The organism is Pseudomonas reactans, assembly GCF_013387025.1.
GTDB classification, from domain to species: domain Bacteria; phylum Pseudomonadota; class Gammaproteobacteria; order Pseudomonadales; family Pseudomonadaceae; genus Aquipseudomonas; species Aquipseudomonas reactans.
This window is the reverse complement of record NZ_JACAQP010000047.1, coordinates 53,610-78,620: the sequence shown is the minus strand read 5'-3', so window position 1 is coordinate 78,620 and position 25,011 is coordinate 53,610. Positions and strand designations below refer to the sequence as shown.

The 25,011-nt window shown below is 61.6% G+C and carries 22 protein-coding genes and 1 pseudogene; 9 read left to right on the top strand and 14 right to left on the bottom strand.

What is annotated here, in order from left to right; all coding sequences use genetic code 11:
- The first annotated feature begins 117 nt into the window (after window positions 1–117).
- A complete protein-coding gene (locus HX793_RS29800; RefSeq protein WP_177060394.1) occupies window positions 118–738 on the top strand; it encodes a LysE family translocator in 621 nt (206 codons plus the stop codon).
- A gap of 33 nt (window positions 739–771) precedes the next feature.
- Here the strand turns inward: HX793_RS29800 and HX793_RS29795 are convergent, their stop codons facing one another.
- Together HX793_RS29795 and HX793_RS29790 are read right to left on the bottom strand one after the other, a co-directional pair.
- The gene (locus tag HX793_RS29795) at window positions 772–1,638 is read right to left on the bottom strand and encodes an SDR family oxidoreductase (protein ID WP_177096134.1); all 867 of its coding nucleotides are present in this window, start codon (window positions 1,636–1,638) and stop codon (window positions 772–774) included.
- Window positions 1,639–1,653: 15 nt separating this feature from the next.
- Complete coding sequence (locus HX793_RS29790; RefSeq protein ID WP_177096137.1) at window positions 1,654–2,310, bottom strand: O-methyltransferase; 657 nt, start codon at window positions 2,308–2,310, stop codon at window positions 1,654–1,656.
- Window positions 2,311–2,421: 111 nt separating this feature from the next.
- On the opposite strand from HX793_RS29790, the gene HX793_RS29785 reads away from it, so the two are divergent.
- On the top strand, window positions 2,422–3,054 hold the full coding sequence (locus HX793_RS29785; protein ID WP_177049908.1) for a TetR/AcrR family transcriptional regulator: 633 nt from the start codon (window positions 2,422–2,424) through the stop codon (window positions 3,052–3,054).
- A 22-nt stretch (window positions 3,055–3,076) separates the two neighbouring features.
- On the opposite strand, the gene HX793_RS29780 is transcribed toward HX793_RS29785, so the two are convergent.
- The 5 genes from HX793_RS29780 to HX793_RS29760 form a co-directional block, all read right to left on the bottom strand.
- Window positions 3,077–3,430 (bottom strand): winged helix-turn-helix transcriptional regulator, encoded by a 354-nt coding sequence (locus tag HX793_RS29780; protein WP_177049911.1) that lies wholly within the window; start codon window positions 3,428–3,430, stop codon window positions 3,077–3,079.
- 120 nt (window positions 3,431–3,550) lie between these two features.
- Window positions 3,551–4,822 carry an epoxide hydrolase family protein gene (locus tag HX793_RS29775; RefSeq protein WP_051019983.1) on the bottom strand — a complete coding sequence of 424 codons (1,272 nt, stop codon included), beginning with the start codon at window positions 4,820–4,822 and terminating at the stop codon, window positions 3,551–3,553.
- A 65-nt stretch (window positions 4,823–4,887) separates the two neighbouring features.
- On the bottom strand, window positions 4,888–5,655 hold the full coding sequence (locus tag HX793_RS29770; protein ID WP_016979955.1) for an SDR family NAD(P)-dependent oxidoreductase: 768 nt from the start codon (window positions 5,653–5,655) through the stop codon (window positions 4,888–4,890).
- A gap of 28 nt (window positions 5,656–5,683) precedes the next feature.
- Entirely contained in the window at window positions 5,684–6,724 is a 1,041-nt protein-coding gene (locus HX793_RS29765; RefSeq protein WP_177049913.1) for an alpha/beta hydrolase, read from the bottom strand.
- Between the two features lie 322 nt (window positions 6,725–7,046).
- Window positions 7,047–7,559, bottom strand: coding sequence for a GNAT family N-acetyltransferase (locus HX793_RS29760; RefSeq protein WP_016979957.1), 513 nt, complete (start codon window positions 7,557–7,559; stop codon window positions 7,047–7,049).
- Window positions 7,560–7,661: 102 nt separating this feature from the next.
- Here HX793_RS29760 and HX793_RS29755 point away from each other — a divergent pair, with 102 nt between their 5' ends.
- Window positions 7,662–8,231: a cysteine hydrolase family protein gene (locus tag HX793_RS29755; protein ID WP_177060402.1), complete on the top strand. Its 570-nt coding sequence runs from the start codon at window positions 7,662–7,664 to the stop codon at window positions 8,229–8,231.
- On the opposite strand, the gene HX793_RS29750 is transcribed toward HX793_RS29755, so the two are convergent.
- From HX793_RS29750 to nirB, 3 genes are all read right to left on the bottom strand, one after another.
- Complete coding sequence (locus HX793_RS29750; RefSeq protein WP_177096139.1) at window positions 8,213–8,662, bottom strand: HIT family protein; 450 nt, start codon at window positions 8,660–8,662, stop codon at window positions 8,213–8,215. The genes HX793_RS29755 and HX793_RS29750 overlap by 19 nt on opposite strands.
- A gap of 223 nt (window positions 8,663–8,885) precedes the next feature.
- Window positions 8,886–9,248: a nitrite reductase small subunit NirD gene (nirD, locus tag HX793_RS29745; protein ID WP_177049920.1), complete on the bottom strand. Its 363-nt coding sequence runs from the start codon at window positions 9,246–9,248 to the stop codon at window positions 8,886–8,888.
- Complete coding sequence (gene nirB / locus HX793_RS29740) at window positions 9,248–11,788, bottom strand: nitrite reductase large subunit NirB (protein ID WP_177049922.1); 2,541 nt, start codon at window positions 11,786–11,788, stop codon at window positions 9,248–9,250. The genes nirD and nirB overlap by 1 nt, the downstream gene beginning before the upstream one ends.
- 553 nt (window positions 11,789–12,341) lie before the next feature.
- Here nirB and HX793_RS29735 point away from each other — a divergent pair.
- The 3 genes and pseudogenes from HX793_RS29735 (at window position 12,342) to HX793_RS32080 (ending at window position 18,405) form a co-directional block, all read left to right on the top strand.
- A complete protein-coding gene (locus tag HX793_RS29735) occupies window positions 12,342–16,316 on the top strand; it encodes a bifunctional nitrate reductase/sulfite reductase flavoprotein subunit alpha (RefSeq protein ID WP_177096140.1) in 3,975 nt (1,324 codons plus the stop codon).
- Between the two features lie 139 nt (window positions 16,317–16,455).
- Window positions 16,456–17,550: pseudogene (locus HX793_RS32085) on the top strand (cache domain-containing protein); the annotation flags it as partial.
- A gap of 87 nt (window positions 17,551–17,637) precedes the next feature.
- The gene (locus HX793_RS32080) at window positions 17,638–18,405 is read left to right on the top strand and encodes a methyl-accepting chemotaxis protein (RefSeq protein ID WP_438810862.1); all 768 of its coding nucleotides are present in this window, start codon (window positions 17,638–17,640) and stop codon (window positions 18,403–18,405) included.
- Here HX793_RS32080 and HX793_RS29725 read toward each other — a convergent pair.
- The 3 genes from HX793_RS29725 to HX793_RS29715 all read right to left on the bottom strand — a co-directional run bounded on the left by HX793_RS29725 (window position 18,395) and on the right by HX793_RS29715 (window position 21,001).
- A complete protein-coding gene (locus HX793_RS29725) occupies window positions 18,395–19,189 on the bottom strand; it encodes an alpha/beta fold hydrolase (protein WP_177049928.1) in 795 nt (264 codons plus the stop codon). The two genes, HX793_RS32080 and HX793_RS29725, sit on opposite strands and share 11 nt — an antisense overlap.
- Before the next feature lie 77 nt (window positions 19,190–19,266).
- Window positions 19,267–20,169, bottom strand: coding sequence for a LysR family transcriptional regulator (locus HX793_RS29720; RefSeq protein ID WP_016979969.1), 903 nt, complete (start codon window positions 20,167–20,169; stop codon window positions 19,267–19,269).
- Window positions 20,170–20,224: 55 nt separating this feature from the next.
- A complete protein-coding gene (locus HX793_RS29715) occupies window positions 20,225–21,001 on the bottom strand; it encodes a nucleotidyltransferase domain-containing protein (RefSeq protein ID WP_177096144.1) in 777 nt (258 codons plus the stop codon).
- A gap of 136 nt (window positions 21,002–21,137) precedes the next feature.
- Between HX793_RS29715 and HX793_RS29710 the strand changes: the two genes are divergently transcribed.
- Window positions 21,138–22,088 carry a SphA family protein gene (locus HX793_RS29710; protein ID WP_016979971.1) on the top strand — a complete coding sequence of 317 codons (951 nt, stop codon included), beginning with the start codon at window positions 21,138–21,140 and terminating at the stop codon, window positions 22,086–22,088.
- A 6-nt stretch (window positions 22,089–22,094) separates the two neighbouring features.
- Here HX793_RS29710 and HX793_RS29705 read toward each other — a convergent pair whose 3' ends face one another.
- Complete coding sequence (locus HX793_RS29705) at window positions 22,095–23,123, bottom strand: apurinic/apyrimidinic endonuclease family protein (protein ID WP_177096146.1); 1,029 nt, start codon at window positions 23,121–23,123, stop codon at window positions 22,095–22,097.
- Between the two features lie 173 nt (window positions 23,124–23,296).
- Between HX793_RS29705 and HX793_RS29700 the strand changes: the two genes are divergently transcribed.
- Window positions 23,297–23,710 (top strand): DUF2231 domain-containing protein, encoded by a 414-nt coding sequence (locus tag HX793_RS29700; RefSeq protein ID WP_016979973.1) that lies wholly within the window; start codon window positions 23,297–23,299, stop codon window positions 23,708–23,710.
- Window positions 23,707–24,999 carry a PQQ-dependent sugar dehydrogenase gene (locus HX793_RS29695; RefSeq protein WP_177049932.1) on the top strand — a complete coding sequence of 431 codons (1,293 nt, stop codon included), beginning with the start codon at window positions 23,707–23,709 and terminating at the stop codon, window positions 24,997–24,999. The genes HX793_RS29700 and HX793_RS29695 overlap by 4 nt, the downstream gene beginning before the upstream one ends.
- Window positions 25,000–25,011 lie beyond the last annotated feature (12 nt).

Sequence of the window (25,011 nt, the reverse complement as noted above, 5' to 3'; positions counted from 1 at the left end):
CTTTTTCAGAGTTTCCCTAGGGTGAGCAGGCAAGCCCGCTCACCTCAGGAAAATCGCTCTCAACAACCTATTGGCCATATGCTTGGGCTCGCGTCCACTCCTTCATGAGTCCCACCCATGTCGATCACCGATAACCTCCTCGCCTTCACCTTCGCCGCCACCCTGCTGACGCTCACGCCCGGCCTCGATACGGCGCTGGTGCTCAGGACTGCCACGGTGGAAGGCAAGCGGCAGGCGTTGCAAGCCACGCTGGGGATCAACGCCGGTTGCCTGCTGTGGGGCGCGGCGGTTGCCTTTGGCCTGGGTGCGTTGATTGCAGTGTCGGAAGTCGCCTTCAACCTGCTCAAGTACTGCGGCGCCGCGTATCTGGCCTGGCTGGGCTTGAACATGTTGCTGCGTCCACGTCGCTCATTGGCGAGCGACGAGGTGGAGGGCAAACCTGCCGGGAACTGGTTTATCAAGGGCATGCTGGGCAACGTGCTCAACCCCAAGGTGGGGATTTTCTATGTGTCGTTCCTTCCGCAGTTCATCCCCCAGGGTCAGCCGTTGATCCTCTGGACGTTCGGTCTGGTCGGTATCCATGTGCTGCTTGGCGTGATCTGGGCACTGGTGCTGATCGGTGCTACGCAGCCGCTTTCCGGCCTCCTGCGCCGCGAAAAGGTCATCCAGTGGATGGACCGCACCACCGGCCTGATCTTTGTGTTGTTCGCTGCGCGGCTGGCGTTCAGCAAGCGCTGAGCACCAGTAGTGCCTGTCAGGTATTCGCTCCACTCAACACCCGTAGTAATCGGCTTGATCAAGATCCGCCAGCAAGCCCGGACCCACCGGTGTCCACTTCAGCCACTCACGGGTCTGCTCACTGGACACAGCCATATCGGCGCCGGCCATGTTGGCGAACCAGCCAAAATGTTCGCGTGGCCGGGATTCCACCGGTACGCCCAGCCGCCGCCCGATCACCTCGGCAATCGCCTTGAACGGCACCGCCTGGTCCGCGACCGCGTGATACACCGCTTGGCTCAGACCATCGTCCAGCACCCGGCGATACACTCGCGCCGCATCGGTGCGGTACACCCCCGACCAGCAGTTCTGCCCCTCCCCGATATACGCTGACACGCCGGTTTCGCGGGCCAGGCGGATCAGGATCGACAAGAAACCGTGGTCGCCCACACCATGTACCGACGGCGCCAGGCGCACCGTGGCCGCACGCACACCGCGTGCAGCCAGCGCCCTCGCGGTGGCTTCGGACTTTCGCGGTGATGTAACGCCAGGCAGATCCGCCTCGGTAGCATCGCGTGGCAGGCCGGACAAGCCTGAAGTGACGATCAACGGCGTGTCGGAACCTCTCAACACCGACTCGAACGCCTCAATCACCCGGCGGTCCTGCTCGCAGTTTTCGATAAAGCGCGAGAAGTCGTGATTGAACGCGGTGTGTATCACGGCATCCGCCGTCCAGGCGGCACGGCGCAAGGTATCCAAGTCATCCAGGGTGCCGCGCAGCACCTTGGCGCCGGTGGCGGCCAGCGCCCGCGCCTTGTCGTCGGCGCGAGCCAGGCCAGTCACCAGGTAGCCGGCATTGAGCAGGTCCTTGACCACTTCGGAGCCGACCCAACCGGTGGCTCCCGTAACAAATACATGCATGAGTTGAGTCCTCGCTTAGCCCAGGCGCATTGAAAGTTCGATGTCATCGGTAAACGGCACCGACAAGTAGCCGTTCTCGGGAGCGCGCACATAGGCCAGGTATTCAGGGCAATAATCGGTGTTGTCCGCGACCACCAATGCGCCAGGACGCAGGTTGTTTTCCACCAGGTTCAGCACGTCGCCATACAGCGTCTTGGCGCCGTCCAGCAGCAACAGATCGACGGCCTCCGGCAAGTCGCTGGCCAGGGTCACCAGCGCGTCACCTTCACGAATGTGGATCAGGTCGCTCACGCCGCCTTCGATGAAATGCTCGCGCGCCAGGGCGATCTTCGAGGCTTCGAATTCGCTGCCTATCAGCACACCGCCTCCGTTGTCACGCAGCGCGGCAGCCAGGAACAAGGTCGACAGCCCAAATGAAGTGCCAAACTCGACAATCGCCCGCGCCTTGTTGCTGCGCGCCAGCATGTAGAGCAGCGTGCCGGTGTCCTGCGACACGGGCAGCCACAAGTCCTTGAGCATCGAATACAGCGCCACATACTCGGTTTTGCTGTGCATCAACCGCTCGCGTTCTGCCTGAGAGACCGAGTTCAGCAGCGGGCTGGTGGCCGCATCGGCCTGGGCGTAAAGACGTTCAATCAGGGGCGCCAGAGGCGCGGTGGTCAGGCTCGACATAATTGATTTCCACTGAGTTGGGACTAAGATGCGACTAATTCGTCGCATTAAAAGTATGCGAGTGATTCGCATCCTTCGCTATTCGCATTAGCCCTGCTTCAGGAACCCTGTATGACCAGCCGCCAGACCCCACGTATTTCCACACGCAAACAGCCGCAACAGGCCCGTTCCACCGAGTTGGTGGCGGCGATTCTGCAGGCGGCTATTCAGGTTTTGGCCAAGGAAGGCGCCACCCGTTTCACCACTGCACGGGTGGCGGAAAAGGCTGGCGTGAGCGTGGGTTCGGTGTACCAGTACTTCCCCAACAAAGCGGCGATTCTGTTCCGGTTGCAGAGTGATGAGTGGCAGCAGACCACCCAGATGCTGCGCGGCATCCTGGAAAATCACGACGAGACGCCGCTGCAACGTTTGCGTAGCGTGGTGCACGCCTTTATCCAGTCAGAATGCGAAGAAGCGCAGATGCGCGGGGCGCTGAACGATGCGGCGCCGATCTACCGTGATGCACCGGAGGCCCTGGAGGTGCGCGCGGCGGGACGCCAGGCGTTCAAGGGGTTCATGCTGGAGTTGTTGCCTGAGGTGTCGGTTGACACGCGTACGTTGGCCAGTGATTTGATCCTGACCACGCTCAGTTCAGTGGGGAAGGAGTTTTCCAACAGTCCGCGAACGGCTGAAGAGATCGCGGTTTATGCCGAGGGGATGGCTGATATGTTTCGTGCGTATGTGAATGTGCTCAATCATCCCTGAAGCGGCGGCCCTCAATCCCGTGTCAGGCTTCGGCACGCTTGGCCATCGCAGACGAGATCAGCTCAGCGTTTTGCGTCCCCCACCCACAGAGCGGAATCAACGCATCGGCGAGTGTCCGTCCAACGGTTGTCAGGGCATAGTCGACTCGCGGCGGAACTTCGTTGTAACTGGTGCGCAACACGATGCCATCAGACTCCAACTCCTTGAGTGCCTGGATCAGCATTTTATCGCTGACCCCCTGAACCAAACGCTTCAGTTCGCCGTAACGCTTTGACCCGTCGTAAAGGAAGAAGATGATAAGGGGCTTCCACTTACCGCCAAGTACCCGGAGGGAGGCGTCCAGACCACAAGTGAAAGGTGGGATCATCGAGCTCATCAGTGCGTTCTCTATACTTACAAAAAGGTGTGTACCTTCTCCTGTATACCATGTGACCTACCCTCCTTGCATCGACCTGCAGCAGATACCCATGAGTCAGCCTCCCGGCTAATCCGCCCTTTAGCGTACGCTACTGAACGCGCGGCGCATTTCCTGCGAGAACAGTTTTGGTTGCTCCATTGCCGCAAAATGCCCGCCCCGGTCCACTTCATTCCAGTAGATCAGATTGGGCCACTGTTCCTCGGCCCAACTGCGCGGTGCGCGGTAGATTTCACGGGGAAAAATGGTGGCGGCCATTGGCAGTTCGATACGGCCGGCGTTGAAACCAGGGCCCTTGTTCTGCCAGTAGATGCGGGCAGATGAAGCGCCTGTGTTTGTCAGCCAATACAGCGTGATGTTGTCGAGCATATCGTCAACGCTGATAGCGTCTTCTGGGTTGCCTTGGTTGTCGCTCCAGGCCTGGAATTTTTCGTAGATCCAGGTCGCCAGCCCGGCCGGGGAGTCTGCGAGTGAATAACCAATGGTCTGTGGCCGTGTGGCTTGCAGCTTGAAGTAGCCGATCTGATCGTTGAAGAAGTTATTCGCCGCATCGATTGCCGTTTTTTCTACGGGAGTCGGGTTGTCCGGCATCTTGTCCGGGAACACCAGTGGCCAGTTCACGTGCGCCGCTACCAGCCCGTCCGGTCGCAGGTGCCCCAGCGTATGCGTGATACCCGAGCCCCAGTCGCCACCTTGCGCCACCCATTTGCTGTAGCCCAGGCGACGCATCAGCTCAGCCCAGGCTCTTGCGGTGCGGGCCATGTCCCACCCGGCGACGTCGGGCTTATCCGAGAAGCCAAAACCTGGCTGCGAAGGGATGACCACATCAAAGGCGTCAGACGCAGCCCCGCCATGGGCAGTGGGATTTGTAAGGGGGTCGATGACATTCAGGAACTCGACAATCGACCCAGGCCAACCATGCGTCATCAGGATGGGTAGCGCACCCGGATGGCGTGAGCGGACATGGATGAAGTGAATGCCCAGCCCGTCAATGCGCGTGCGAAATTGCGGAAAAGCATTCAGTCGCGCCTCGAACTGCCGCCAGTCGTAGCGTTGCTGCCAGTGCTCGATCAGTGAGCGTGCCTTGTCGAGGGGAACGCCCTGCTCCCATCCGGGGGACGTCTCCTGCTCCGGGAAGCGAGTCAGTTGAAGGCGCAGCCGCAGATCATCCAATGCGGCCTGTGGTATCGACACCCGAAAAGGCACAACTGCCTCCGTTGCAGGAGGCAGCAGCATGTCTGCCGAGATGCCCGGTACAGGCGATGCTGCCCTGCCTGCGCCCATCACAAGCCCGGCAGATCCGGCAACGATCCCCTTGAGCAGAAGTCGACGCGAGAAAAGATCAGTAGCCATGGTTGATGCACTCAAATGTGTGGATCGAAGTCGCCCAGGTGCAGCCTGTCCTGGGCGTACGGAACTCAGATCTGGGTAGTGCCACCGTCGATGAACAGTTCGACACCCGTGATGTAGCTGGCATCGTCACTGGCCAGGAACGAAACCGCCTTGGCCACCTCATCGGGCTGGCCCACCCGACCCAGTGGGGCGGCTGCAGAAGCCTGCTTGACCAGTTCCTCGATCTGTTCGTCATCCAACCCCAGTTCGGATTTGTATCCAGGCGTCACGATGGTGCCGGGGGCGATCGCGTTGACACGGATGTTCCGTCCCTTGAGATCCGACGCCCAGGTCCGCACCAATGAGCGCAACGCGGCCTTGGTAGCGGCATAAATGCTGAATGCCGGGATGCCCTTGACCGACACCATGGAACCGTTGACGACGATGGCCGCCCCCTGTGGCATCAGCTCAATCGCTTTCTGAACGGTGAAGAGCGTGCCTTTCACATTGATGCCGAAGTACTTGTCGAATTGCGCCTCGGTGATCGCACCGAGCGGGGTGAACTCGCCGCCGCCGGCGTTGGCAAACAAGATGTCGAGCCGGCCATGACGTTCCTTGATGCGGGCGAATATGCGATCGAGATCGGCCTGGCTGGTGATGTCGCCCTGGATTGCTTCCGCCTGGTCGCCCAGCGCCATCGAAGCCGCCTCAAGTTCGGCCTTCCGGCGGCCGGTGAAGTAGACGAAGGCGCCTTCAGCGACCAGGCGTTGAACGGTCGCCAGCCCGAGACCGGAACTGCCGCCGGTGACCAGTGCGATTTTGCCTGCGTGTTTGGTGGTATGAAGGTTGGTCATGATAAGTCCTCAGTGAAGTACGTTCGAATTAGCGATTGCTGTGTTCTTTCAAGAAAGGAAGCAGGTAACCCAGCATGCCTTGCGGGTCCTCTTCGGCGACGTAGTGGCCGCTTTTCGGCAGCTTGTAAGTCTTGGCATTGTCGGCCTTCACCTTGAGCGTCGAGTCGACCCAGTTGTATCCAGGACCGGCGATGCCGAGCACCGGCATCTGCAATTTTGCGTAGCCCTGCTCGTCGACAATGTCTTGGGTGAAGGCCTGGTACCACTCGTTGCCGGCGCGTACACCGCCGTCACGGTTGTAGGCCGCTGCGTACACTGCGCGGTCGCGCGCATCGATGGCCGATTCATCCTTCAACAGGTAGCGGAAGAACCACTCGTGTTCGATTTCCGCCCGGCCCTGCAGCATTTTTTCCGGCAAGCCCTTCACTTGATGGAAGGCAAACCACCACAGGTAGGGGTGATTTTCATCAAGCTTGGGCCCAAAGGTGCCATGGGCCGGCAACATCGGCATGCTCGCCATCGCCTGGTCCGGATGGGTGACATCCAGCATCGTCAATGTACTGGTAGCGTCCGGATAGTTCGCCGCGTAGCTCCACGCCACCTGGGCGCCGATGTCATGACCGACGATGTGCGCGCGGCTGTAGCCCAGCTTGGTCAGCAGCTCACGAATGTCCTTGGCCATGTTCTTCTTGTCATAGCCATCCATGGGCTTGCTCGAAGCCCCCATACCGCGGATATCGACGGAGATGACCCGGTAATGCTTGGCCAACGCCGGCATCACCTTGTGATAAGCCCACCAGGTTTGCGGCCAGCCCGGCATCAGCACCACGGCTTCGCCCTTGCCCCCGACGACATAATGCAATCGTGTGCCGTTGACGTCGGCAAACTCGCTCTTGAAGCCTGGCAGTTCGGCCACAAGCGCAGCATCGGAGACGTCGCCCTTGTAAGTAATGATGGGTGCGCTGCCGGGGGCCGTATTGGCCGGTTGCGCAAAGCTCGGGATAGCCGTGACAAGCGCCACGGACAGGATGACCAGGCCAATCTGGCCTTTTAAAGTCGCGTGTAACATTTTCAGTACTCCTCGGGTGGCCCCGCACCGCGACGCGCAGGCCGCTTCTGATGGCCGACCGCCGCCGGAAATATTCGGTCTGCAGGAATACTAAGCGCTTACTTTCAATTCAACAAGTACTCGCCTTTTAGTAAGTAATGAATTGGAAACGAACAGACACAGCCATCCACGAACCTTCCCACTCAGAGAGCATTCGAGACGACCACAGGGAGGTGTTTGATCAGTGTCCGAGAGGCGATGCTGTCCTTGTCAGTTGCGTTGAACGACAACGGCTCGAAATGCAGCCAGGGCGGTGCATTCCGGTTTCACCCTTTCACCCACGCTAGAGAACTAGCCGATACCGCACTTCTTCCAGTGTTACGCCGCCCCTCACGAGACTGCGCTCACTTCCTGCCTGCGCAACACAGCCTGCACGTCGATAAAACCGGATAGCCCTTTCGTTTCGGCTCAAGACCCAAAGCGTCAAACCCTGAAATCCCTCCTCCCTCAGGAACTGCAGGCCCGCATTCCACAACGCCAGCCCAACGCCGACTTGCCAATACCTGGCTAAAACATAAATGGCCATGACCTCACCGGTATTTGCTCCCACAGCTTCTTCGTCACGACTGGCACCGACCGATATCCAGCCGACAACGTGCCCGTCCAGCTCCGCGACCCACACATCGGACTCCCCCGACTCAATCGAGCGAATCCAAAAGGATTCTCGCCGGGCCAGCGTTGCGTCCAAGCCATTCAAGAACTCGGCAGGCATCAAGTCACGATAGGCTTCCTGCCAACTGCGGATATGCACCTGGGCGATGGCGTTGGCGTCGCCAGGTAACGCTTTGCGGATCATTGATCTATTCCTTATTCAGTCAATGGCCTTCAAGTAAACCCGACCTTCATGACCGTTTACCCGCGTGGTATGTTTCGAGCCCGGCCCGCAAAAGGAGTTGCCATGCAATCGTTAGCCATCAACGCCGCACTGCTGATCATCGACATGCAGCAAGGCATGAACCAGCCAAAGCTAGGTCGACGCAACAACCCCGACGCCGAAGTGCAGATACAGCGTCTGCTGACAGCCTGGCGTCAGTCCGACCGCCCTGTTGTTCACATCCGGCACATGTCCCGCTCGCCCGATTCGGTGTTCTGGCCGGGTCAACCGGGTTGCGAATTCCAGCCCGCGCTGCAACCGCTGGCGCATGAACATGTGGTCGAAAAGAACGTTCCGGATGCCTTCGTCGCCTCAGGGCTGGAACGCTGGCTGCATGCACGCGGCATCCGGCAACTGGTGATCGTCGGCGTGATCACCAACAACTCGGTCGAGGCCACGGCACGCTCCGGCGGCAACCTTAGTTTTGCGGTGACGGTGGTTTCGGATGCGTGCTACACCTTCGATCAAACCGATTTGTCCGGGCGCCTGTGGTCTGCTGAAGACGTGCATGCGCTGTCGCTGAGCAACCTGGCGATGGACTATGCCCGTGTCATGGAGACCGACAACATCCTCACTCACCTCGCGACGGGTTGATGCTCGCTTAACAAAGCCGCAATCTTTTTACGCAACGCCCCATGCTCACTTTCCGCATACGGCACCGCGTTTTTCCAATCATAAAACCAAGCCGGCATCTTGCGTTTGTCGTCCGGCTCCGAGGCATAGCGTGGGAAGATGTGACAATGTAGTTCCGGTTCGGAATTACCCAAAATCTCGTAGTTCATACGCAGCGCACCAGTGGACTGCAGTACTGCGTCACCGAGGCGGGCCATGTCCAACAGATAGGCAGTGCGGGCCTCGGTGTCCAAGTCGTTCAGGCTGGCAACGACTGGGTCTGGCAGTAGCAGGCAGTAACCGGGCAGGAACTGTACATCGCCCATGACAGCCCAGCCTGAAGCCATGCGGCAGATGACTTTGTCGTTGGCGCCATTGCGGGCCAACGCGACGCGTTCCGTGATAAGCGGCATGCAGTGTCCTTGATCTGACTGAGTCCAGGCGGCATCTTAACGCGACTTCAGCAACTGGCGCGCTTGTTGTGGCGAGCGGGCTTGCCCCGCGTTGGGGTGCGAAGCGGCCCTAGAACCCGACCCCTCGGGTCACCTGAAACACCGCAGTGATTCTGAGAGGGGCCGCTGCGCAGCCCAACGCGGGACAAGCCCGCTCGCCACAACAAGCGGGCTCACGGCGACATCAATCCAGCGCCAGCTCCACCACCCCAGCATTCAACCGCACCGGCCAAACCCGCAGCCTCTGATCAGGCGCCTCCAGGCACTGCCCATCCTCGAGCCGGTAATGCTGCTTGTAGATCGGCGCCGCCACCACCAGGTCACCCTTGATGCTGCCGATCAAGCCGCGTCCGATCACATTCGCGCCGGATTCCGGGTCATGGTTGTCGATGGCGAACAACGTCTGGTCCTGCGCACCCGGCAGGTAGAACAGCGCCACTTGCGAGCCGTCCAGCCACACCACCACACCGGAATTGCTCACCAGGTCGGTCTCGCTGCACACACCTTTCCAGGTGGCCAGGTTGCGTTGCGTGTTTGGCTGGCTCATCAGGCAATCTCCTCGGTGACGGGAATCAGGTTGAGTTCGGCGGCCATGATCGGCCGACGCTGGCCGCGTTCCTGGACGAAGTGGATGTCCGGGTCGGGGCGTTTGTCGTTGACGAAGGTGCGAAAGCGCTTGAGTTTTTCCGGGTCTGCAAGGGCGTTGGCCCATTCGCATTCGTAGCGGTCGACCACCAGTTGCATCTGCGCTTCCAGCTCTGCGCCGAGGCCCAGGCTGTCGTGCAGGATCACGTCCTTGAGGAAGTCCAGGCCGCCTTCGAGGCTTTCGCGCCAGACCGAGGTGCGTTGCAGTTTGTCGGCGGTGCGGATGTAGAACATCAGGAAGCGGTCGATGTATCGGATCAGGGTGGCGTCATCCAGGTCGGTGGCGAACAGCTCCGCATGGCGTGGGCGCATGCCGCCGTTGCCGGCGATATAGAGGTTCCAGCCCTTCTCGGTGGCGATCACGCCCACGTCTTTGCTCTGGGCTTCAGCGCATTCGCGGGTACAGCCGGACACTGCGAACTTGAGCTTGTGCGGCGAACGCAGGCCCTTGTAGCGGTCCTCGATCAACAGCGCCATTTTCACACTGTCCTGCACGCCGTAACGGCACCAGGTGCTGCCCACGCAAGACTTCACCGTACGCGTGGATTTGCCGTAGGCGTGCCCGGTTTCAAACCCGGCGGCGATCAGTTCGCTCCAGATATCCGGCAGTTCGTGCAGTTGTGCACCGAACAGGTCGATGCGCTGGCCGCCGGTGATCTTGGTGTAGAGGTCGTATTTCTTCGCCACTTCGCCGATCACGATGAGTTTATCCGCAGTGATCTCGCCGCCTGGAATACGCGGTACCACCGAGTAGGTACCGTTCTTCTGCATGTTGGCCATGAACGTATCGTTGGTGTCCTGCAACGGCACCAGCGACGCGTCCATGATCGGCTGGTTCCAGCACGATGCCAGGATCGAGCCCACCGCCGGCTTGCACACGTCGCAGCCGGTGTGACCACGGCCGTGTTTGGCCAGCAGTTCATCGAAGGTGAGGATGCCTTCGACGCGCACCAGGGCGTACAACTCCTGCCGGGTGTAGGCGAAGTGTTCGCACAGGCTCTTGTCGACGCTGACGCCACGGGCGATCAGTTCATGCTCGAAAACCTGCTTGAGCAAGCCAGCGCAGCCGCCGCAACCGGTGCAGGCCTTGGTCTGGGCTTTGAGCAGGCCGAGGTCGCTGCAGCCGCCGTCGATGGCCGAGCAGATCGCGCCCTTGGTCACGTTGTGGCAGGAGCAGACGGTGGCGGACTCCGGCAAGGCGCCGGGGCCGAGGGTCGGTGCGCCGCTGGATGACGGCAGGATCAGGCTGGCCGGCTCGGACGGCAGCGCGATGCTGTTTTGCATGTATTGCAGCAGGGTGTCGTAGTAGCTGTTGTCGCCCACCAAGACGGCGCCGATCACATGTTTGCCCGACGCATCCACCACCAGGCGCCGATAGCTGGCGCTGGCTTCGTCAATGAACTGGTAGCTGCGCGCGCCCGGCGTGTGGGCATGGGCGTCGCCGATGGAGCCTACGTCGACGCCGAGCAACTTGAGTTTGGTCGACATGTCGGCACCCACAAACGGCTCGGCAGTTTGCGCGCACAGCAGCGCGGCAACGCCACGGGCCATCTGGTAGCCCGGCGCGACCAGGCCGAACAGGCTGCCGTTCCAGGACGCGCATTCGCCAATTGCGTAGATGTTCGGGTCGCAACTCAGGCATTCGTCATTGATCACCACACCGCCACGCGGACCGATGTCCAGGCCGGCCTGGCGGGCCAGTGCATCCTGGGCGCGAATACCGGCGGAGAACACGATCAGGTCGGTTTCAAGGAACTCGTCATTGGCAAAATTCATGCGGTAGCGGTACTGCTCACCCGCGCCTATGGATTGGGTGGCGCGCGACAAATGCACGCCCACGCCCAGCCGTTCGATCTGCGCCTTGAGTGCCAGGCCGCCAAAGTCGTCGAGTTGCACCGGCATCAAGCGCGGCGCGAATTCCACCACATGAGCTTCAAGGCCGAGGCTTTTCAGCGCGTTGGCGGCTTCCAGGCCTAACAGGCCACCGCCCACTACCACACCGCGCTTCGCATTGGCGGCAGCCTTACGAATCGCGTCCAGGTCTTCAAGGGTGCGATACACCAGCCGCGAATCGCCTTCGGCGCCTTCGATAGGCGGCACAAACGGATAGGAGCCGGTGGCCAACACCAGCTTGTCATAGGCGACGCAGCCCTCAGCGGTGATCACCTCGCAGCGGGCGCGGTCGATCTCCAGCACCGGTATGCCGAGGTGCAGGGTGACGCCTGGCGTCTGGTACAGCGCGGCGTCGGACAAGGCCAGCGACTCGGCATCGCGGCCAGTGAAATACTCAGACAGATGCACCCGGTCATAGGCGCGCATCGGCTCTTCGCTATACACATGCAAACGGTAGTGATCCAGCGCGCCGCGCTCGATCAATTGCGCCACACAGTGGTGGCCGACCATGCCATTGCCGACGACGATCAAGGTTTTGAGATGGTTCATAGTAAGCACCCGACAACGCTCATCACGGTTCTAAAAAAAGCAAAAAAAAACGCCTGAAACCTTGCGGTTCCAGGCGTCTTTGCCTGTTCTTATGCGGATTCGGATCGGGCGACTGCGCCGGATTCTCCGCTATTGCCCCTGGTGTCGATCGTCGTTGACCGAAGTGGGTTATGGGGGAGCTTGCAGGGTCTGTGCCAAGCCGTCGGATTCCCCGCAGCAACGCTGCTGGCATCCATTAAGCATCCCAAAACACTCCCCCAGCGCCTCCAACTGGTGCGCCGCGCTTCATAAATGTGCACATCCCCTGTAGGAGCGAGCTTGCTCGCGAAAAACCCAAGAACAACGCACAACACTAGGCAACCCGCGTCATCGTTGACGATTTTCGCGAGCAAGCTCGCTCCTACGGGAGGGCGGTGAAACCTGGCGCGTGACTTGCTAGGAACACCCCAACCAAGCAGTCAACGCTGACTGCCCTCTCACGACAAAGGCGCCGTGTAATCCCCGTTTTCAACGGAGGGTTGCAAGGCGCCTTTTTTGTTTACGCAGGTTTCAGATGGCCAACCAAAGCATACGCAGTGTGTGTCCCTATTGTGGCGTGGGCTGTGGCATCGTCATGCAGGTGCAAGACAACAAAGTGGTCAAGGTGATCGGCGACAAAGCCCACCCCACCAACTTTGGCCGCCTGTGCACCAAGGGCACCACCTGCGGGCAAGCCATCGCCGACTCCGGGCGCATGGAAAACGCCTATGTACGCCAGGCCCGGGAGCATGACCCGGTGCGCATCGGCATGGACAACGCCCTCCGCGAAACCGCGCGCCGCCTACGTCACACCCTCGACACGCACGGCCCGGACGCATTGGCTTTCTACGTGTCCGGGCAGATGTCGCTGGAGTCCCAGTACCTGATCAACAAACTCGCCAAAGGCTTTGTCCGCACCGCCAACATCGAGTCCAACTCGCGTCTGTGCATGGCCAGCGCCGGCAGTGGCTACAAGCTCTCCCTCGGCTCCGACGGCCCGCCGGGTTCCTATGAAGACTTCGATCGCGCCGACCTGTTCTTCGTGATCGGCGCGAACATGGCTGACTGTCACCCCATCCTGTTCCTGCGCATGATGGACCGGGTCAAGGCCGGGGCGAAGCTGATCGTGGTCGATCCCCGGCGCAGCGCCACGGCAGACAAGGCCAACCTGTTCCTGCCGATCAAACCCGGCACCGACCTGGCGTTGCTCAATGGTCTGCTGCATCTGCTGGTGAAAAACGGCCACACCGACCCTGCCTTTATCGCCGCCTTCACCGAAGGCTGGGAGGCGATGCCCGAACTCCTTGAGGACTATTCGCCAGATCAAGTCGCCGCCATCACCGGCCTGGCCGAAACCGATATCCGCCAAGCCGCCGACTGGATCGGCGAGGCTGCCGAGTGGATGAGCTGCTGGACCATGGGTCTCAACCAGAGCACCCACGGCACCTGGCACACCAACGCGCTGTGCAACCTGCATCTGGCGACCGGCGCCATCTGCCGTCCGGGCAGCGGACCGTTTTCCCTCACGGGCCAACCCAACGCCATGGGCGGGCGCGAAATGGGTTACATGGGCCCAGGGCTGCCGGGGCAACGTTCGGTGCTGGTCGAGGCCGACCGCGCTTTTATCGAAGAGTTGTGGCAGATCCCCCACGACAGCCTGCCGCGCCAGGCTGGCAGCGGCACCGTGGCAATGTTCGAGCAAATGGCTGCCGGGCAGATCAAGGCCTGCTGGATCATCTGCACCAACCCGGTCGCCAGCGTGCCCAACCGCCAGACCGTGATCAAAGGCCTGCAAACCGCCGAGCTGGTGATCACCCAGGATGCCTTCCTCGACACCGAGACCAACCGCTACGCCGACATTCTCTTGCCCGGCGCGCTGTGGGCCGAGGCCGAAGGGGTGATGATCAACTCCGAGCGCAACCTGACCCTGATGCAAAAAGCCGTGGACGCGCCCGGCGAGACCCTGCCCGACTGGCAGATCATCGCCAGGGTCGCCTGCGAAATGGGCTTTGCCGATGCGTTCACCTATGCATCCGCCGCCGACGTGTTTGAAGAAATCAAACGCGCCTGGAACCCCAAGACCGGCTACGACCTGCGTGGCGCGAGCTACTCGCGCCTGCGTGAGAAGCCGCTGCAATGGCCTTGCGCGGCGGAGGATGGCGCGGACCGCAACCCGATCCGCTACCTGGGCACAGGCACCCTCGCCTTCGCCACCGAAAACGGCAAAGCCCAGTTCTTCGCCCGCCCCTATATGCCACCCGCAGAAATGCCGGATGACGCGTTCCCCTTCGTGCTCAACACCGGCCGTGTGCAGCACCAATGGCACACCCTGACCAAGACCGGCAAGGTTGCGACCCTGAATAAACTCAACCCCGGCCCCTTTGTGGAATTACACCCCGAAGACGCGAGCCGATTGGGTATCAAGGACAAGGATCGAGTCGAAATACGCTCCCAGCGCGGCCGCGCCGTGCTGCCCGCCGTGGTCACCGACCGTGTGCGGCCAGGCAATTGTTTTGCGCCGTTCCACTGGAACGATGTATTCGGTGAAAACCTGGCCATCAACGCAGTGACCAACGACGCGGTGGACCCGATTTCCTTACAGCCGGAGTTCAAGTACTGCGCCGTCGCCCTGGCCCGCGTCGAGCTGATCGACCACCAATTCCTGGACCGCCCTTCCCCCGTAGCAGAGGACACCGCCATGTCGCGCCTCGACGCCTTCGCCGAAATCGCCGGCATCCGTAACTTACCCGCGCCACCCTTGAGCGAGAATGAGCGCACCTACCTCGCCGGCTTTCTCAGCGGCCTGCAGTCCAACGCCGCGCGCCAGGCCGTCGGCGTGCCGACCATGCCCGCGAATGCGCCGCTGGCCGATGCGTCGCGGCTGTGGTTGAACGGCTTGCTCGGCGGATTGTTCAGCCATGCGCAATCCGTCGCAGCGCCCTCCCCAGCCGTTACCTTGTTGTGGGCCTCGCAAACCGGCAACGCCGAAGCCTTGGCCGAGCGTTTTGCCAAACGGCTGCGCGACGCGGGCATTGCCGTGGAACTGAGCGCGATGTCGGATTTCCCGGCGAGCAAACTGGCGAGCACCCACACCCTGGCGCTGATCAGCAGCACCTTTGGCGACGGCGACCCACCGGACAATGGCGAAGGTTTCTGGCACAGCCTCAGCACCGCCGAGACGCGCCTGGAGTCCTTGCGCTTCGCAGTGCTGGCCCTGGGTGACCCGAACTATGACCAGTTCTGCAACCACGGCAAGCAACTCGACCAACGCCTGTTGGAACTGGGCGCCACCCGCCTGCTGGAACGCGTCGACTGCGACACCGAATTCGAAGCACTGGCCGACGCGTGGCTGGTGCGTTTCCAGCAAACCCTCGCCCCGGCAAAGCCCGTCGCGCCCGCCACCCCCGCCGGTAAAACCAAATTGTACGGCTCACGCCTGCTGCTCAACCGACACCTGAATCCGCAAAGCGTCCACAAGGAAACGCGCCAGTTCGCCCTGGACCTGACCGACTCCGGGCTGACTTACGAAGCCGGCGATGCGCTGGGTGTGCGGCCGCGCAACTGCCCCGACCTGGTCAGCGAGTTACTCGACCTCACCCGCCTGAACGCCAGTACCTGCGTGAACATCGACACCTTCGGCGATGTGCCGCTGCAACAGGCACTGACCCAGCACTTCGAAATCGCCCGGCCCAGCAGCGACACCCTGGCGTTCATCGCCGAGCGCAGCGCCAACCCTGGCCTCAAGCACTTGCTCAACCCCGAACACAAGGCCGAACTGAATGACTGGCTCTGGGGCCGGCAACTGGCGGATGTGTTGCTGGAATACCCCGTCGAGTGTTCGGCGGATGAGCTGCTGGGCACCCTCAAGCGCCTGCAACCGCGCCTGTATTCAATCGCGTCCAGCGCCAAGGCCTATCCACAGGAAGTGCACCTCACCGTGGCCGCCGTGCGTTACGGCAAACGTAAAGGCGTGTCCTCGACCTTCCTGGCTGACCGGGTCGGCGACGGCGAGGTGCCGCTGTTCGTGCAGCCGTCCAAGCACTTTCGCACGCCGACTGACGGCGACGCGCCGATGATCATGATCGGGCCCGGCACCGGTATCGCGCCCTTTCGTGCGTTCTTGCAGGAGCGTCGCGCACTGGGTCATCAGGGGCGCAACTGGCTGTTCTTCGGCGAACAGCACGCCGCCAGCGATTTCTACTATCAGGACGAACTGCAAGGCATGCAGCGCGACGGCCTGCTCAACCACTTGAGCCTGGCGTTCTCGCGCGACCAGGCGCAAAAGGTCTACGTACAAGACCGCATCCGCGAACAGGGGACCGAGCTGTGGCGCTGGTTGCAGGACGGCGCCAGGCTGTACATCTGCGGCGACGCCAGCCACATGGCCAAAGATGTCGACCAGGCCCTGCGCCAAGTCGCGCAAACCCACGGCGGGCTTGGCGTCGAGGGTGCCGTGGAGTACTGGCGGCAGTTGAGTGAGCAGAAGCGTTATCTGCGTGATGTGTACTGATTGGATACAGAACAATAAGCACTTTGTATTGTGTACAAAAAACCCTAAAGATTTACCGGAACCTGGCCGAAACAGCAGTGATAGCAAATCGCCGCAATCCTGATTGAGGTACGCGACGATTTGGCCGCCCTTCACGCTGATGGTCGTCTCGATGAAAATAAAAAATAAGCTGGTACTCGCATTTGTCTCCGTTGCTTTCATCCCGGTAAGCCTGGTAGCCGTGATTTCGGTCATGAACACGCGGACCCAGGCGGTGGATCAGTTCATCGACGGCAGCACCCGGGAAATCCGTCAGATCGACGGCAACATCCGCCAGTTCTTCGACGGCACCTTGCAAAACGTCGATCAAATGGCCACAGATTCTGTATACACCTCCGTGAACACGCTGAAGAACTACCAGCCCGCCGACGCGGCCAGCCAGCCCATGCCCGCCGAGGCGCAAGCGGTGATCGACCGCTTCGCACGCTTTGGCGCCACACACCCAGCGGCTGCGATCCTGTCCATCGGCCTGGAAGACGGCACCTACGCCAAATGGCCGGATGACCCGCAACTGGCCAAGTACGACCCGCGCACCCGCCCCTGGTACAAGGCGGCCATGGCCAGCCCCGGCAAGACCGTGCGCACCCCCGCATATTACTACGACAAAGACGACGTCGCCCTGGTGGGTACCGCGCGCGCCCTGCTGGAAAACGGCAAGGCCAAGGGCGTGTTCGTGGTCAGCGTGTCACTGAAAAACCTCACCGAATTGCTCAAAAGCATCAAGCTCGGCGAAAGCGGCTACGTGATGCTGGTCGAGGACGGCGTGGTGCTGGTGGACCCGCGCAACGCCGCCCACAACTTCAAGCCGCTCAAAGACCTGGGCACAGCCTATGCACCGTTGGCCGACACCGCACAGGGCTCCACTGAGGTGGTGATCGACGGCGTGCGCTACATGGCCAACGTGTGGACCTCCCCCGGCCTCGGCTGGCGCTATATCGGGCTGATCGAACACCGTGAAGTCATGGCCGAAGCCACGCGCATGACCTACCTCACCGCCATCATCGTCGCGGTGCTGGTGCTGATCTTCGGGCTGATCGCGGCAGCGTTTTCCAAGGTCATCGTCAAGCCTATCGGCCAGGTCAGCACCGGCTTGCAGTCCATCGCCCAGGGCGAAGGTGACCTGCGTCACGAACTGCAGGTCCAGGGCAAGGATGAAACCGCCGAACTGGCCGGCTGGTTCAACAAGTTCCTTGCCGCGATCCGCCAACTGATCCAGCACATCGGCGCGGCCTCTGCCAACTTGCAGAACGCCTCCAAGGTCAACAGCGAGGTGGCGCACAACATGAACGAGGCGGCCGGGCGCCAGCGTGAGGCGGTAGAACTTGTCTCTACGGCGTTCAACGAAATGGTCGCCACTGCCAACGAAGTCGCACGCTCCTGCAGTGGCGCGGCGCAATCCGCCGAAAACGGGCACCGGCGCGTGGCCGAGGGCAAGCAGCAGATCGAAGTCACCACCGACAACGTCAACCGCCTGGGGCGCCGCCTGACCGAGTCATCCCAGGCCATGGTCGAACTGGAAGCCGGCAGCCGCAGCATCAACCAGATCCTCGGCACCATCCGTGCGATTGCCGAACAGACCAACTTGTTGGCGCTCAACGCCGCCATCGAAGCCGCCCGTGCGGGTGATCAAGGCCGTGGGTTCGCCGTGGTGGCCGACGAAGTGCGTGCACTGGCCAAGCGCACGTCCGACTCCACTGGCGAGATCGAGCAACTGCTCGGCACCCTGGAAAACAAGACCCAGGAAGTCACGCAGAAAATGGGCAGTTGCCTGGACCTGTCGAAAGCCAGTGTGTCGTCCATCGAAAGCGCGCGGGACAGCTTTGAAGGGATCCAGACCTCGGTCAACGAGATCCGCGACCAGAACCTGCAGATCTCCGCCGCCGCCGAGGAACAACACAGCGTGGCCGAAGAAATCAACCGGCACATCCAACAGATCTACGACGAGGCGCGCCTGGTGGAAAGCCTGGCCAACTCGGCGCAGGACGACTCTGGTCGACTATCGAACCTGTCGGATGAATTGAATGGGTTGGTGGGGCGGTTCAAGTCCTGAGGAAGTCAGCGATTGCCTGCCACATCGCGAGCGGGTTGGAATACATCGGGAAATGCCCGCACTGGGCAATCGGCGCCAGGCGCACGCCGTTGGCCTGGATGTGCGGCAAGTAGGAAAGCCCGGCATTCTGCTCGCCGTACATGAACATCTTGGGGCACGGCAGTCCGAGGAACTTGCCCATCAAGTCGGCGCTGTCAGAGAGTTCGACCATCGACTGGAAGATGCCGCGCACGGCACCGGCACGCACCTTGTGGCGCAGGCTTGCCGAGTAAAGCGCGCTGGCATACGCGGGTGCCTGGCAAGTGCGCGCGATGAACGCGCTGAAAAACGCCTCGGGATCCTCTGCCGGGAAATCCACGATCTGGCGGCTGAGAAAGCAGTCTTCGGGGGCGATATTGCCTTCAATGTCGGTGAAGCTCAGCACGCGCTCCGGAAAACGATGGGCCAGCATCAAGGCAGTCAGGCCGCCCATGGAGTGGCCGACCAGGTGGAAGCGTTCGACCTTGAACTGCGCCAGCACCTGCAAGGCGGTTTCCAGCAGGAACGGGATATTGATGCTCGCCAGGTCGGCACATTGGCTCTCACCGCAGCCGGGGGCGTCGTAGGCGATGAAGGCATGCCCGTCGAACGCCGGCTGTAGGACGATATCGGCGTAGTCCTCCTTGGTCGAGCCGAACCCGTGCAGGAACAGGATGGGCGCCCGCTCGCCGTCGCGGTGGATCGCCGCTATCTCCACAGCGGTGCCGTCTACGGTCAATGGAATGAAGGAATGAACGAACGACATGCAAGAGTTCCTTGGCCAAAAAGGTGCCAATTTCAGCGGTTAGCCGCGCGGTGTAAATGACGGATAACGGAAGGTTGTCATACGCCAATCGTATGAGCCTGGAACTGCGCGACCAACTCGGTCACCAGGGGGTTGGGTCGCTCACTGTTCCAGGCCACCGCCGTGGTGACCACATTGAGTTTCTGGGTCAGCGGCCGTAGCACCACGTTGTCCGGCGCGAGTTTTTTCAACGACGCCGGCACCAGCGCAATGCCCTGGCCACAACTGACGAATGCAATCTGCGAGGCTACCGAGCGCACTTCATGCAGCACCCGTGGCGAGAACCCGCTGGCGCGGCAGGTGGCGATCAGGTTGTCGAAATACACCGGGCTGACCTTGCGCGAAAACATCACCAGCGGCTCGCTGGCCAGGCTCGACAGGCTGATGCGCGAACGTGCAGCCAACGGATGATCGCTCGGCAACGCCACCATCAAGCGATCTTCGCGCACCGGCAACGACTGGATCGCCGGGCCCAGGTCGCCGTCCAGCCGGGCGAAGGCCAGGTCGATATCCCCGGCTTCCAGCGCCGGCAGCGCCTCGACGCTGTCGATCTCGCGCACCGACACGGTGAGGTGCGGATACTGCTGCTTGAGTTGGTCGATCAGGCCCGGCAACACATCAAACATCGCCGTGGAAATCGCGCCGATGGTCAGCATGCCCGACTGCCCCGCCACCGCCTCTTCCACCGCCAGTTCCAGGCGTTCAAGCTGCTCGGCGAACTTGCGCACCGCCGGCAGGATCGCCGCGCCCACCGGGGTCAACTTGGCACCCCGCCGGGAGCGTTCGAACAGCTGGACCTTTAGCGCTTGTTCCAGCACCTGGATCTGCTCGCTCAACGGCGGCTGCGACATGCCCAGGCGCTTGGCGGCGCGACCGAAGTTCTGTTCTTCGGCGACGGCGAGGAACAGCCAGAGGTGGCGGATAAGGCGGAAGTTGATCATGGCGTTTCCATAGGCTTGGCGTATGCAATCAGCGGTTTAGCGCCAATATACCTATCTATTGTTGCTGGGAAACCATCCAGTCGAGAAAGGCGTGAAGCCGAGTGGTGAATTTCTCGCCCTCCGCGTCGGGGTTTCGTGCCTCGAACAAAAAGAACGCGAGTTGGGCCACCATCGCCGGGTAATGCTGGAGGAACAGCTTGACGTGGTCCTCAAGCGATTGCGGCCACATCAAAGCCTGGACCGGGCAAAACAGCTGCGTTGAGCGAACCAGCTTGCGTGACGCTTCACGCTGCAAACGCAGCCGCGCTTCGTCTGTCCGGGCCTGGTCGATGCGCAAGAGATAGCCCTTGAGCACCGCTTCGAAGTCACCGTTCAGCGCCCAGGCAATCTCACGGGATGGGCGGAACGCGTCGAAATGCATCGAAAGATCATTGCCCCACACGCAACGGCAATGGTGTTTGAGCCAGAAACCCCAACGATCTTTGTTCTCGGGTGACAGCACCTGCGCGCAATGACCGATATCGAAATCGACCTTCGTCACTTCCGGATGCCGCTGTTCAAGGGCCAGGCGCGTCAGTTCCAACTGTTCAAGCAACTCGGCTTGAGGCGGTTCACGAAATACCAGCGTGAGATCCAGATCGGACTCAGCGGAAATGGCTTCTCCCCTGGCGACACTGCCATACACATAAATACCGTCCAGCCCCCACTGCGCCGGTGAAAGGGTCGTACAGACATCGCTGAGCAGCGGCTGGAACTCAGGCTGCAGGGGCAAAGCGGTCACGGCAAGGACACATCCTTGGGCGTCGACACCAGTAGGTTGCGATGAATTCACGGGGCACTGTTTCCTTGAGAAAGACCAACAAGCATGACGGGCAAGGGGCTGACGGCGCAACGACCTTCAATCCTTGGACTATGCTCAAGCGGCCCCTGACAGCACGCACTGTATGGCCAATTGGATAGGAAGTCCTATGAACCCAACGACCCGCGTTTTAAGCCTGCTCACCCTGCTGCCCATCGCGATGGCGCAGGCCGACGACGGCGGTATCAGCTTCTGGCTGCCCGGCCAGTTCGGCGCCCTTGCCGCCGCGCCGACCACACCGGGCTGGAGCCTGCCGCTGGTCTACTACCATGTGAATGCCAGCGACGGCCGACACTCGGCCACCCCGCGGGGCGGGCGCACGGTGGTGGGGCTGGATGCCAAGGCCGACCTGCTGTTTGCCAGCCCGACCTACACCTTCGCCACGCCGGTATTGGGCGGTGCCCAGGCAGCGATTTCGGCGGTGGCGGCCGTGGGGCGTTCCGAGGCGAGTGTCGATGCCACGGTGACCGGCCCACGCGGGCGCTCGTTTTCGGGCGGTACCAACGATGCTCTCAAAGGCGCCAGCGATTTGTATCTGTTGGGCACTTTGAAATGGAACCACGGCGTGCACAATTTCATGGCCTATTCCATGGGTAACCTGCCCGTGGGGGCCTACGATCCGGACCGCCTGGTGAATATCGGCCTGGGCCATGCGGCACTGGATGCCGGCGGCGGCTACACCTTTTTTGACAAGACCAACGAGTTCTCCGCCGTGGCGGGCGTGACCTATAACTGGGAAAACCGCGACACCCACTACCAGAACGGCATCGACGCGCACATCGACCTCAGCGCCTCGCACTTCTTTACCGCACAGACCCACGCCGGGCTGGTGGGTTATTACTTCCGTCAGGTCACCGGCGACAGTGGCAGCGGCGCGGTGCTGGGGGACTTCAAGTCGCGCGTGGCCGGGATCGGGCCCCAGGCGGGGCACTTCTTCAAGGTGGGTGATGAACTGTGGTACGCCAATATCAAGGGCTACTACGAGTTCGACGCCAAGAACCGCCCGGACGGCTGGAACATGTGGCTGTCCCTGGTAATTCCTCTGTCCGGAAAAGGCTGACGCGATTCAGGCACTGTGCCGCTTCCAGTGTTCGTAGAACGCCAGCGAGGCGACGTTCTTGCCTTTGGCTTCAAGCATGATGTCGAAGCGATCGAGGAACTGCAGCGCGTAGTCATTGGTCCAGCGGTTCCACATCTGCACACTGTGAGCGTAGAGATCGCGCTTGGACACCACCTGCAACAGCGCGTCCATTTCCAGCTTGTGTTCGGCATCGAAACCCAGCTCCTGCAAGACTTCCTGGGGCTGGGAGTAATGCATAGTCGGGCGCACGCCGCGCCAGCTTTCAATCACACGGGCGACGCGTTCGGAGTGGGGGTCGATGTAGTCGTTTTCGTTGATCCAGCAGTGGTGGATATCCAACACCACCGGCGCCAGGTCAGCGACTTGCAGGCAATGGTCGAGGCCGTAGGTTTTCTCGTCGTTCTCGAAAGTGATGCAGTTGCGCGCCACCTCCGACAGGCGCGACCACACCGCGCGGGTGCCTTCCACGCCAAGGCGACCGGCGATGTGCACGTTGCACTTGAGGTCCTGGAAGCGACGGCCGTAGCCCATCATGCGGATCATGTCGGCGTGATATTCGAACTCGGCCAGGCTGTTCTCCACCACGCCAGGGTTCTCCGAACCCAGCACGCAGTACTGGCCGGGGTGGAAGGACAGGCGGATATCCGACGCGCGCGCCAACTCGCCGATGGCCGCGAACCCTTCCACCAACTGGCGCTCGATGGCCGGGGCTTTATACACCGCAGCAACTTTCGGATGGCTGTAGAACGGCAGCAGGTCACTGCTCAGACGCAACATGCGCAGGGTCGACGGTAACTCAGCCACATACGCCAACAGCCGCAACTGGGCGGCCAGGTTATGCGTAACCACTTCCACCAGCTTGTCGCGGGCCACTTGCGGCGTGACGCTGTCCATCCAGCGCAACGTGGTGGTGCGCGGGTTGAACGGGCCTTCAATCAACTTCAAGGCACTGGCGGACAGCAGGCGCTCGGGATGTTGGTACTGGCACGCAAAGCCGATGCGAGGGTGGGTCATGGAGGCGCCTGACGAGAGAAAAGGACGAGATGATACGGCGTTAGGCCGGGGCCGCCCTAGAGGGTTCCCACTATTTCGAAACGTTTCACGCTGAACTTTCTCACACGCACTGCGTTCACTTCTTATGCGCTGCCCCGTCCAGGGGCGTTGTACAACAAGGAGCCGCCATCGCTATGACTACCCTCCCCGCTTACCGATACGCACCCGGGCCGCTGCATGCGACCTTGCTCGCCGGCACCGTGCCGTTGTTTCTCGGTGCCTTGCTCAGCGACATTGCCTACACCCAGACCTACCAGATTCAATGGGCCAACTTCTCGGCCTGGCTGATTGCCGGCGCGTTGGTGTTCGCCGGCTTCGCGTTTTTGTTTGCGCTGGTCAACCTGCTCCGTGCCGAGCGCAAGGCCGGGCAACCCACGCGTTATGTGCTGCTGTTGTTGGCCACCTGGATCCTCGGCCTGGTCAATGCCTTCCAACACGCCAAAGACGCCTACGCGTCGATGCCTGGCGGCCTGATCCTGTCGGCGATTGTCTTGCTGCTGACGCTGGCGGCCACCTGGACCGGCCTGCGCGCGGGAGGTGTTAAATGAAAACGTCCAGCACACTGACGCTGTTGAGCGCCGCCCTGCTGCTGACCGCCTGCGGCGGTGAAGGCGACAAGATCCAGGCCCGCGGCCCCGATCCCAAGCTGCCGGAACAACAAAGCAGCCTGTTGCCGAGCATGAAGATTGCCGAGCCCGCGCCCTGGGGCGATCAGAAACCCAAGGTGCCGCAAGGCTACAGCGTCACGGCGATTGCCACTGACCTCGCGATCCCGCGTCAGACCCTGGTGCTGCCCAACGGTGACATCCTCGTCGCCGAAGGCCGTGGCGGCAGCGCGGCCAAGCTCAAGCCCAAGGATGTGATCGCCAGCCTGATCAAGGCTGAAGGCAACACCAAGGTCAAGGGCGGCAACCGCCTGACCTTGCTGCGTGACGCCGACGGTGACGGCACCTATGAACTCAAGACGGTGTTCGCCGAAAACCTCAACGCGCCGTACGGCCTGGCGTTTGCCAACGGCAAGCTCTACGTGGCCAACCAGGATGCGCTGGTGAGCTTCGACTACGCCGACGGCCAGACCAAGGCCGCTGGCCCGCCCACCAAGGTCACCGACCTACCGGCACAGATCAACCACCACTGGACCAAATCCCTGGCGGTGAGTGCCGACGGCAGCCAGCTTTACGTGGGCATCGGCTCCAACAGCAACGTCACCGAGCGTGGCATGGAAGTGGAGATCGACCGCGCGATGGTCTGGCAGATCGACGCCGCCACTGGCGCGCACAAGCCGTATGCCACAGGCCTGCGTAACCCGACGGCGCTGACCATCCAACCGGACACCGGCCAACTCTGGACCGTGGTCAACGAACGCGACGAACTGGGCCCCGACCTGGTGCCGGACTACCTGACCTCGGTGCGTGAAGGCGCGTTCTACGGCTGGCCGTACAGCTACTGGGGCCAGAATGTCGACCCGCGCGCCCAACCGCAGAACCCGGCCAAGGTCGCCGCCGCGATCAAGCCGGATTACAGCCTGGGCTCCCATGTGGCAGCGCTCGGCGTGGACTTCTCCATCCCCGAAATGGGCGAGCAGTTCGCTGACGGCGTGTTTGTCGGTGAGCACGGCAGTTGGAACCGCGACAACCCGGTGGGCTACAAAGTGATCTTCGTGCCGTTCAGCAACGGCAAGCCGTCCGGTGAGCCGATCGACTTTGCCACCGGCTTTCGCGGAGACGACGGCAAGACCCGTGGGCGCCCAGTCGGTGTGACTGTGGACCCCAAAGGTGCGCTGATCATTGCCGATGACTTGGCCAATACCCTTTGGCGGGTGACGCGAAACCGCTAAGCAAAATGTTTG

Coding starts and splice junctions, on each gene's coding strand:
- HX793_RS29800 (WP_177060394.1), top strand. CDS start 118: ATGTCGATCACCGATAACCTCCTCGCCTTCACCTTCGCCGCCACCCTG.
- HX793_RS29795 (WP_177096134.1), bottom strand. CDS start 1,638: ATGCATGTATTTGTTACGGGAGCCACCGGTTGGGTCGGCTCCGAAGTG.
- HX793_RS29790 (WP_177096137.1), bottom strand. CDS start 2,310: ATGTCGAGCCTGACCACCGCGCCTCTGGCGCCCCTGATTGAACGTCTT.
- HX793_RS29785 (WP_177049908.1), top strand. CDS start 2,422: ATGACCAGCCGCCAGACCCCACGTATTTCCACACGCAAACAGCCGCAA.
- HX793_RS29780 (WP_177049911.1), bottom strand. CDS start 3,430: ATGAGCTCGATGATCCCACCTTTCACTTGTGGTCTGGACGCCTCCCTC.
- HX793_RS29775 (WP_051019983.1), bottom strand. CDS start 4,822: ATGGCTACTGATCTTTTCTCGCGTCGACTTCTGCTCAAGGGGATCGTT.
- HX793_RS29770 (WP_016979955.1), bottom strand. CDS start 5,655: ATGACCAACCTTCATACCACCAAACACGCAGGCAAAATCGCACTGGTC.
- HX793_RS29765 (WP_177049913.1), bottom strand. CDS start 6,724: ATGTTACACGCGACTTTAAAAGGCCAGATTGGCCTGGTCATCCTGTCC.
- HX793_RS29760 (WP_016979957.1), bottom strand. CDS start 7,559: ATGATCCGCAAAGCGTTACCTGGCGACGCCAACGCCATCGCCCAGGTG.
- HX793_RS29755 (WP_177060402.1), top strand. CDS start 7,662: ATGCAATCGTTAGCCATCAACGCCGCACTGCTGATCATCGACATGCAG.
- HX793_RS29750 (WP_177096139.1), bottom strand. CDS start 8,662: ATGCCGCTTATCACGGAACGCGTCGCGTTGGCCCGCAATGGCGCCAAC.
- nirD (WP_177049920.1), bottom strand. CDS start 9,248: ATGAGCCAGCCAAACACGCAACGCAACCTGGCCACCTGGAAAGGTGTG.
- nirB (WP_177049922.1), bottom strand. CDS start 11,788: ATGAACCATCTCAAAACCTTGATCGTCGTCGGCAATGGCATGGTCGGC.
- HX793_RS29735 (WP_177096140.1), top strand. CDS start 12,342: ATGGCCAACCAAAGCATACGCAGTGTGTGTCCCTATTGTGGCGTGGGC.
- HX793_RS32080 (WP_438810862.1), top strand. CDS start 17,638: ATGAACGAGGCGGCCGGGCGCCAGCGTGAGGCGGTAGAACTTGTCTCT.
- HX793_RS29725 (WP_177049928.1), bottom strand. CDS start 19,189: ATGTCGTTCGTTCATTCCTTCATTCCATTGACCGTAGACGGCACCGCT.
- HX793_RS29720 (WP_016979969.1), bottom strand. CDS start 20,169: ATGATCAACTTCCGCCTTATCCGCCACCTCTGGCTGTTCCTCGCCGTC.
- HX793_RS29710 (WP_016979971.1), top strand. CDS start 21,138: ATGAACCCAACGACCCGCGTTTTAAGCCTGCTCACCCTGCTGCCCATC.
- HX793_RS29705 (WP_177096146.1), bottom strand. CDS start 23,123: ATGACCCACCCTCGCATCGGCTTTGCGTGCCAGTACCAACATCCCGAG.
- HX793_RS29700 (WP_016979973.1), top strand. CDS start 23,297: ATGACTACCCTCCCCGCTTACCGATACGCACCCGGGCCGCTGCATGCG.
- HX793_RS29695 (WP_177049932.1), top strand. CDS start 23,707: ATGAAAACGTCCAGCACACTGACGCTGTTGAGCGCCGCCCTGCTGCTG.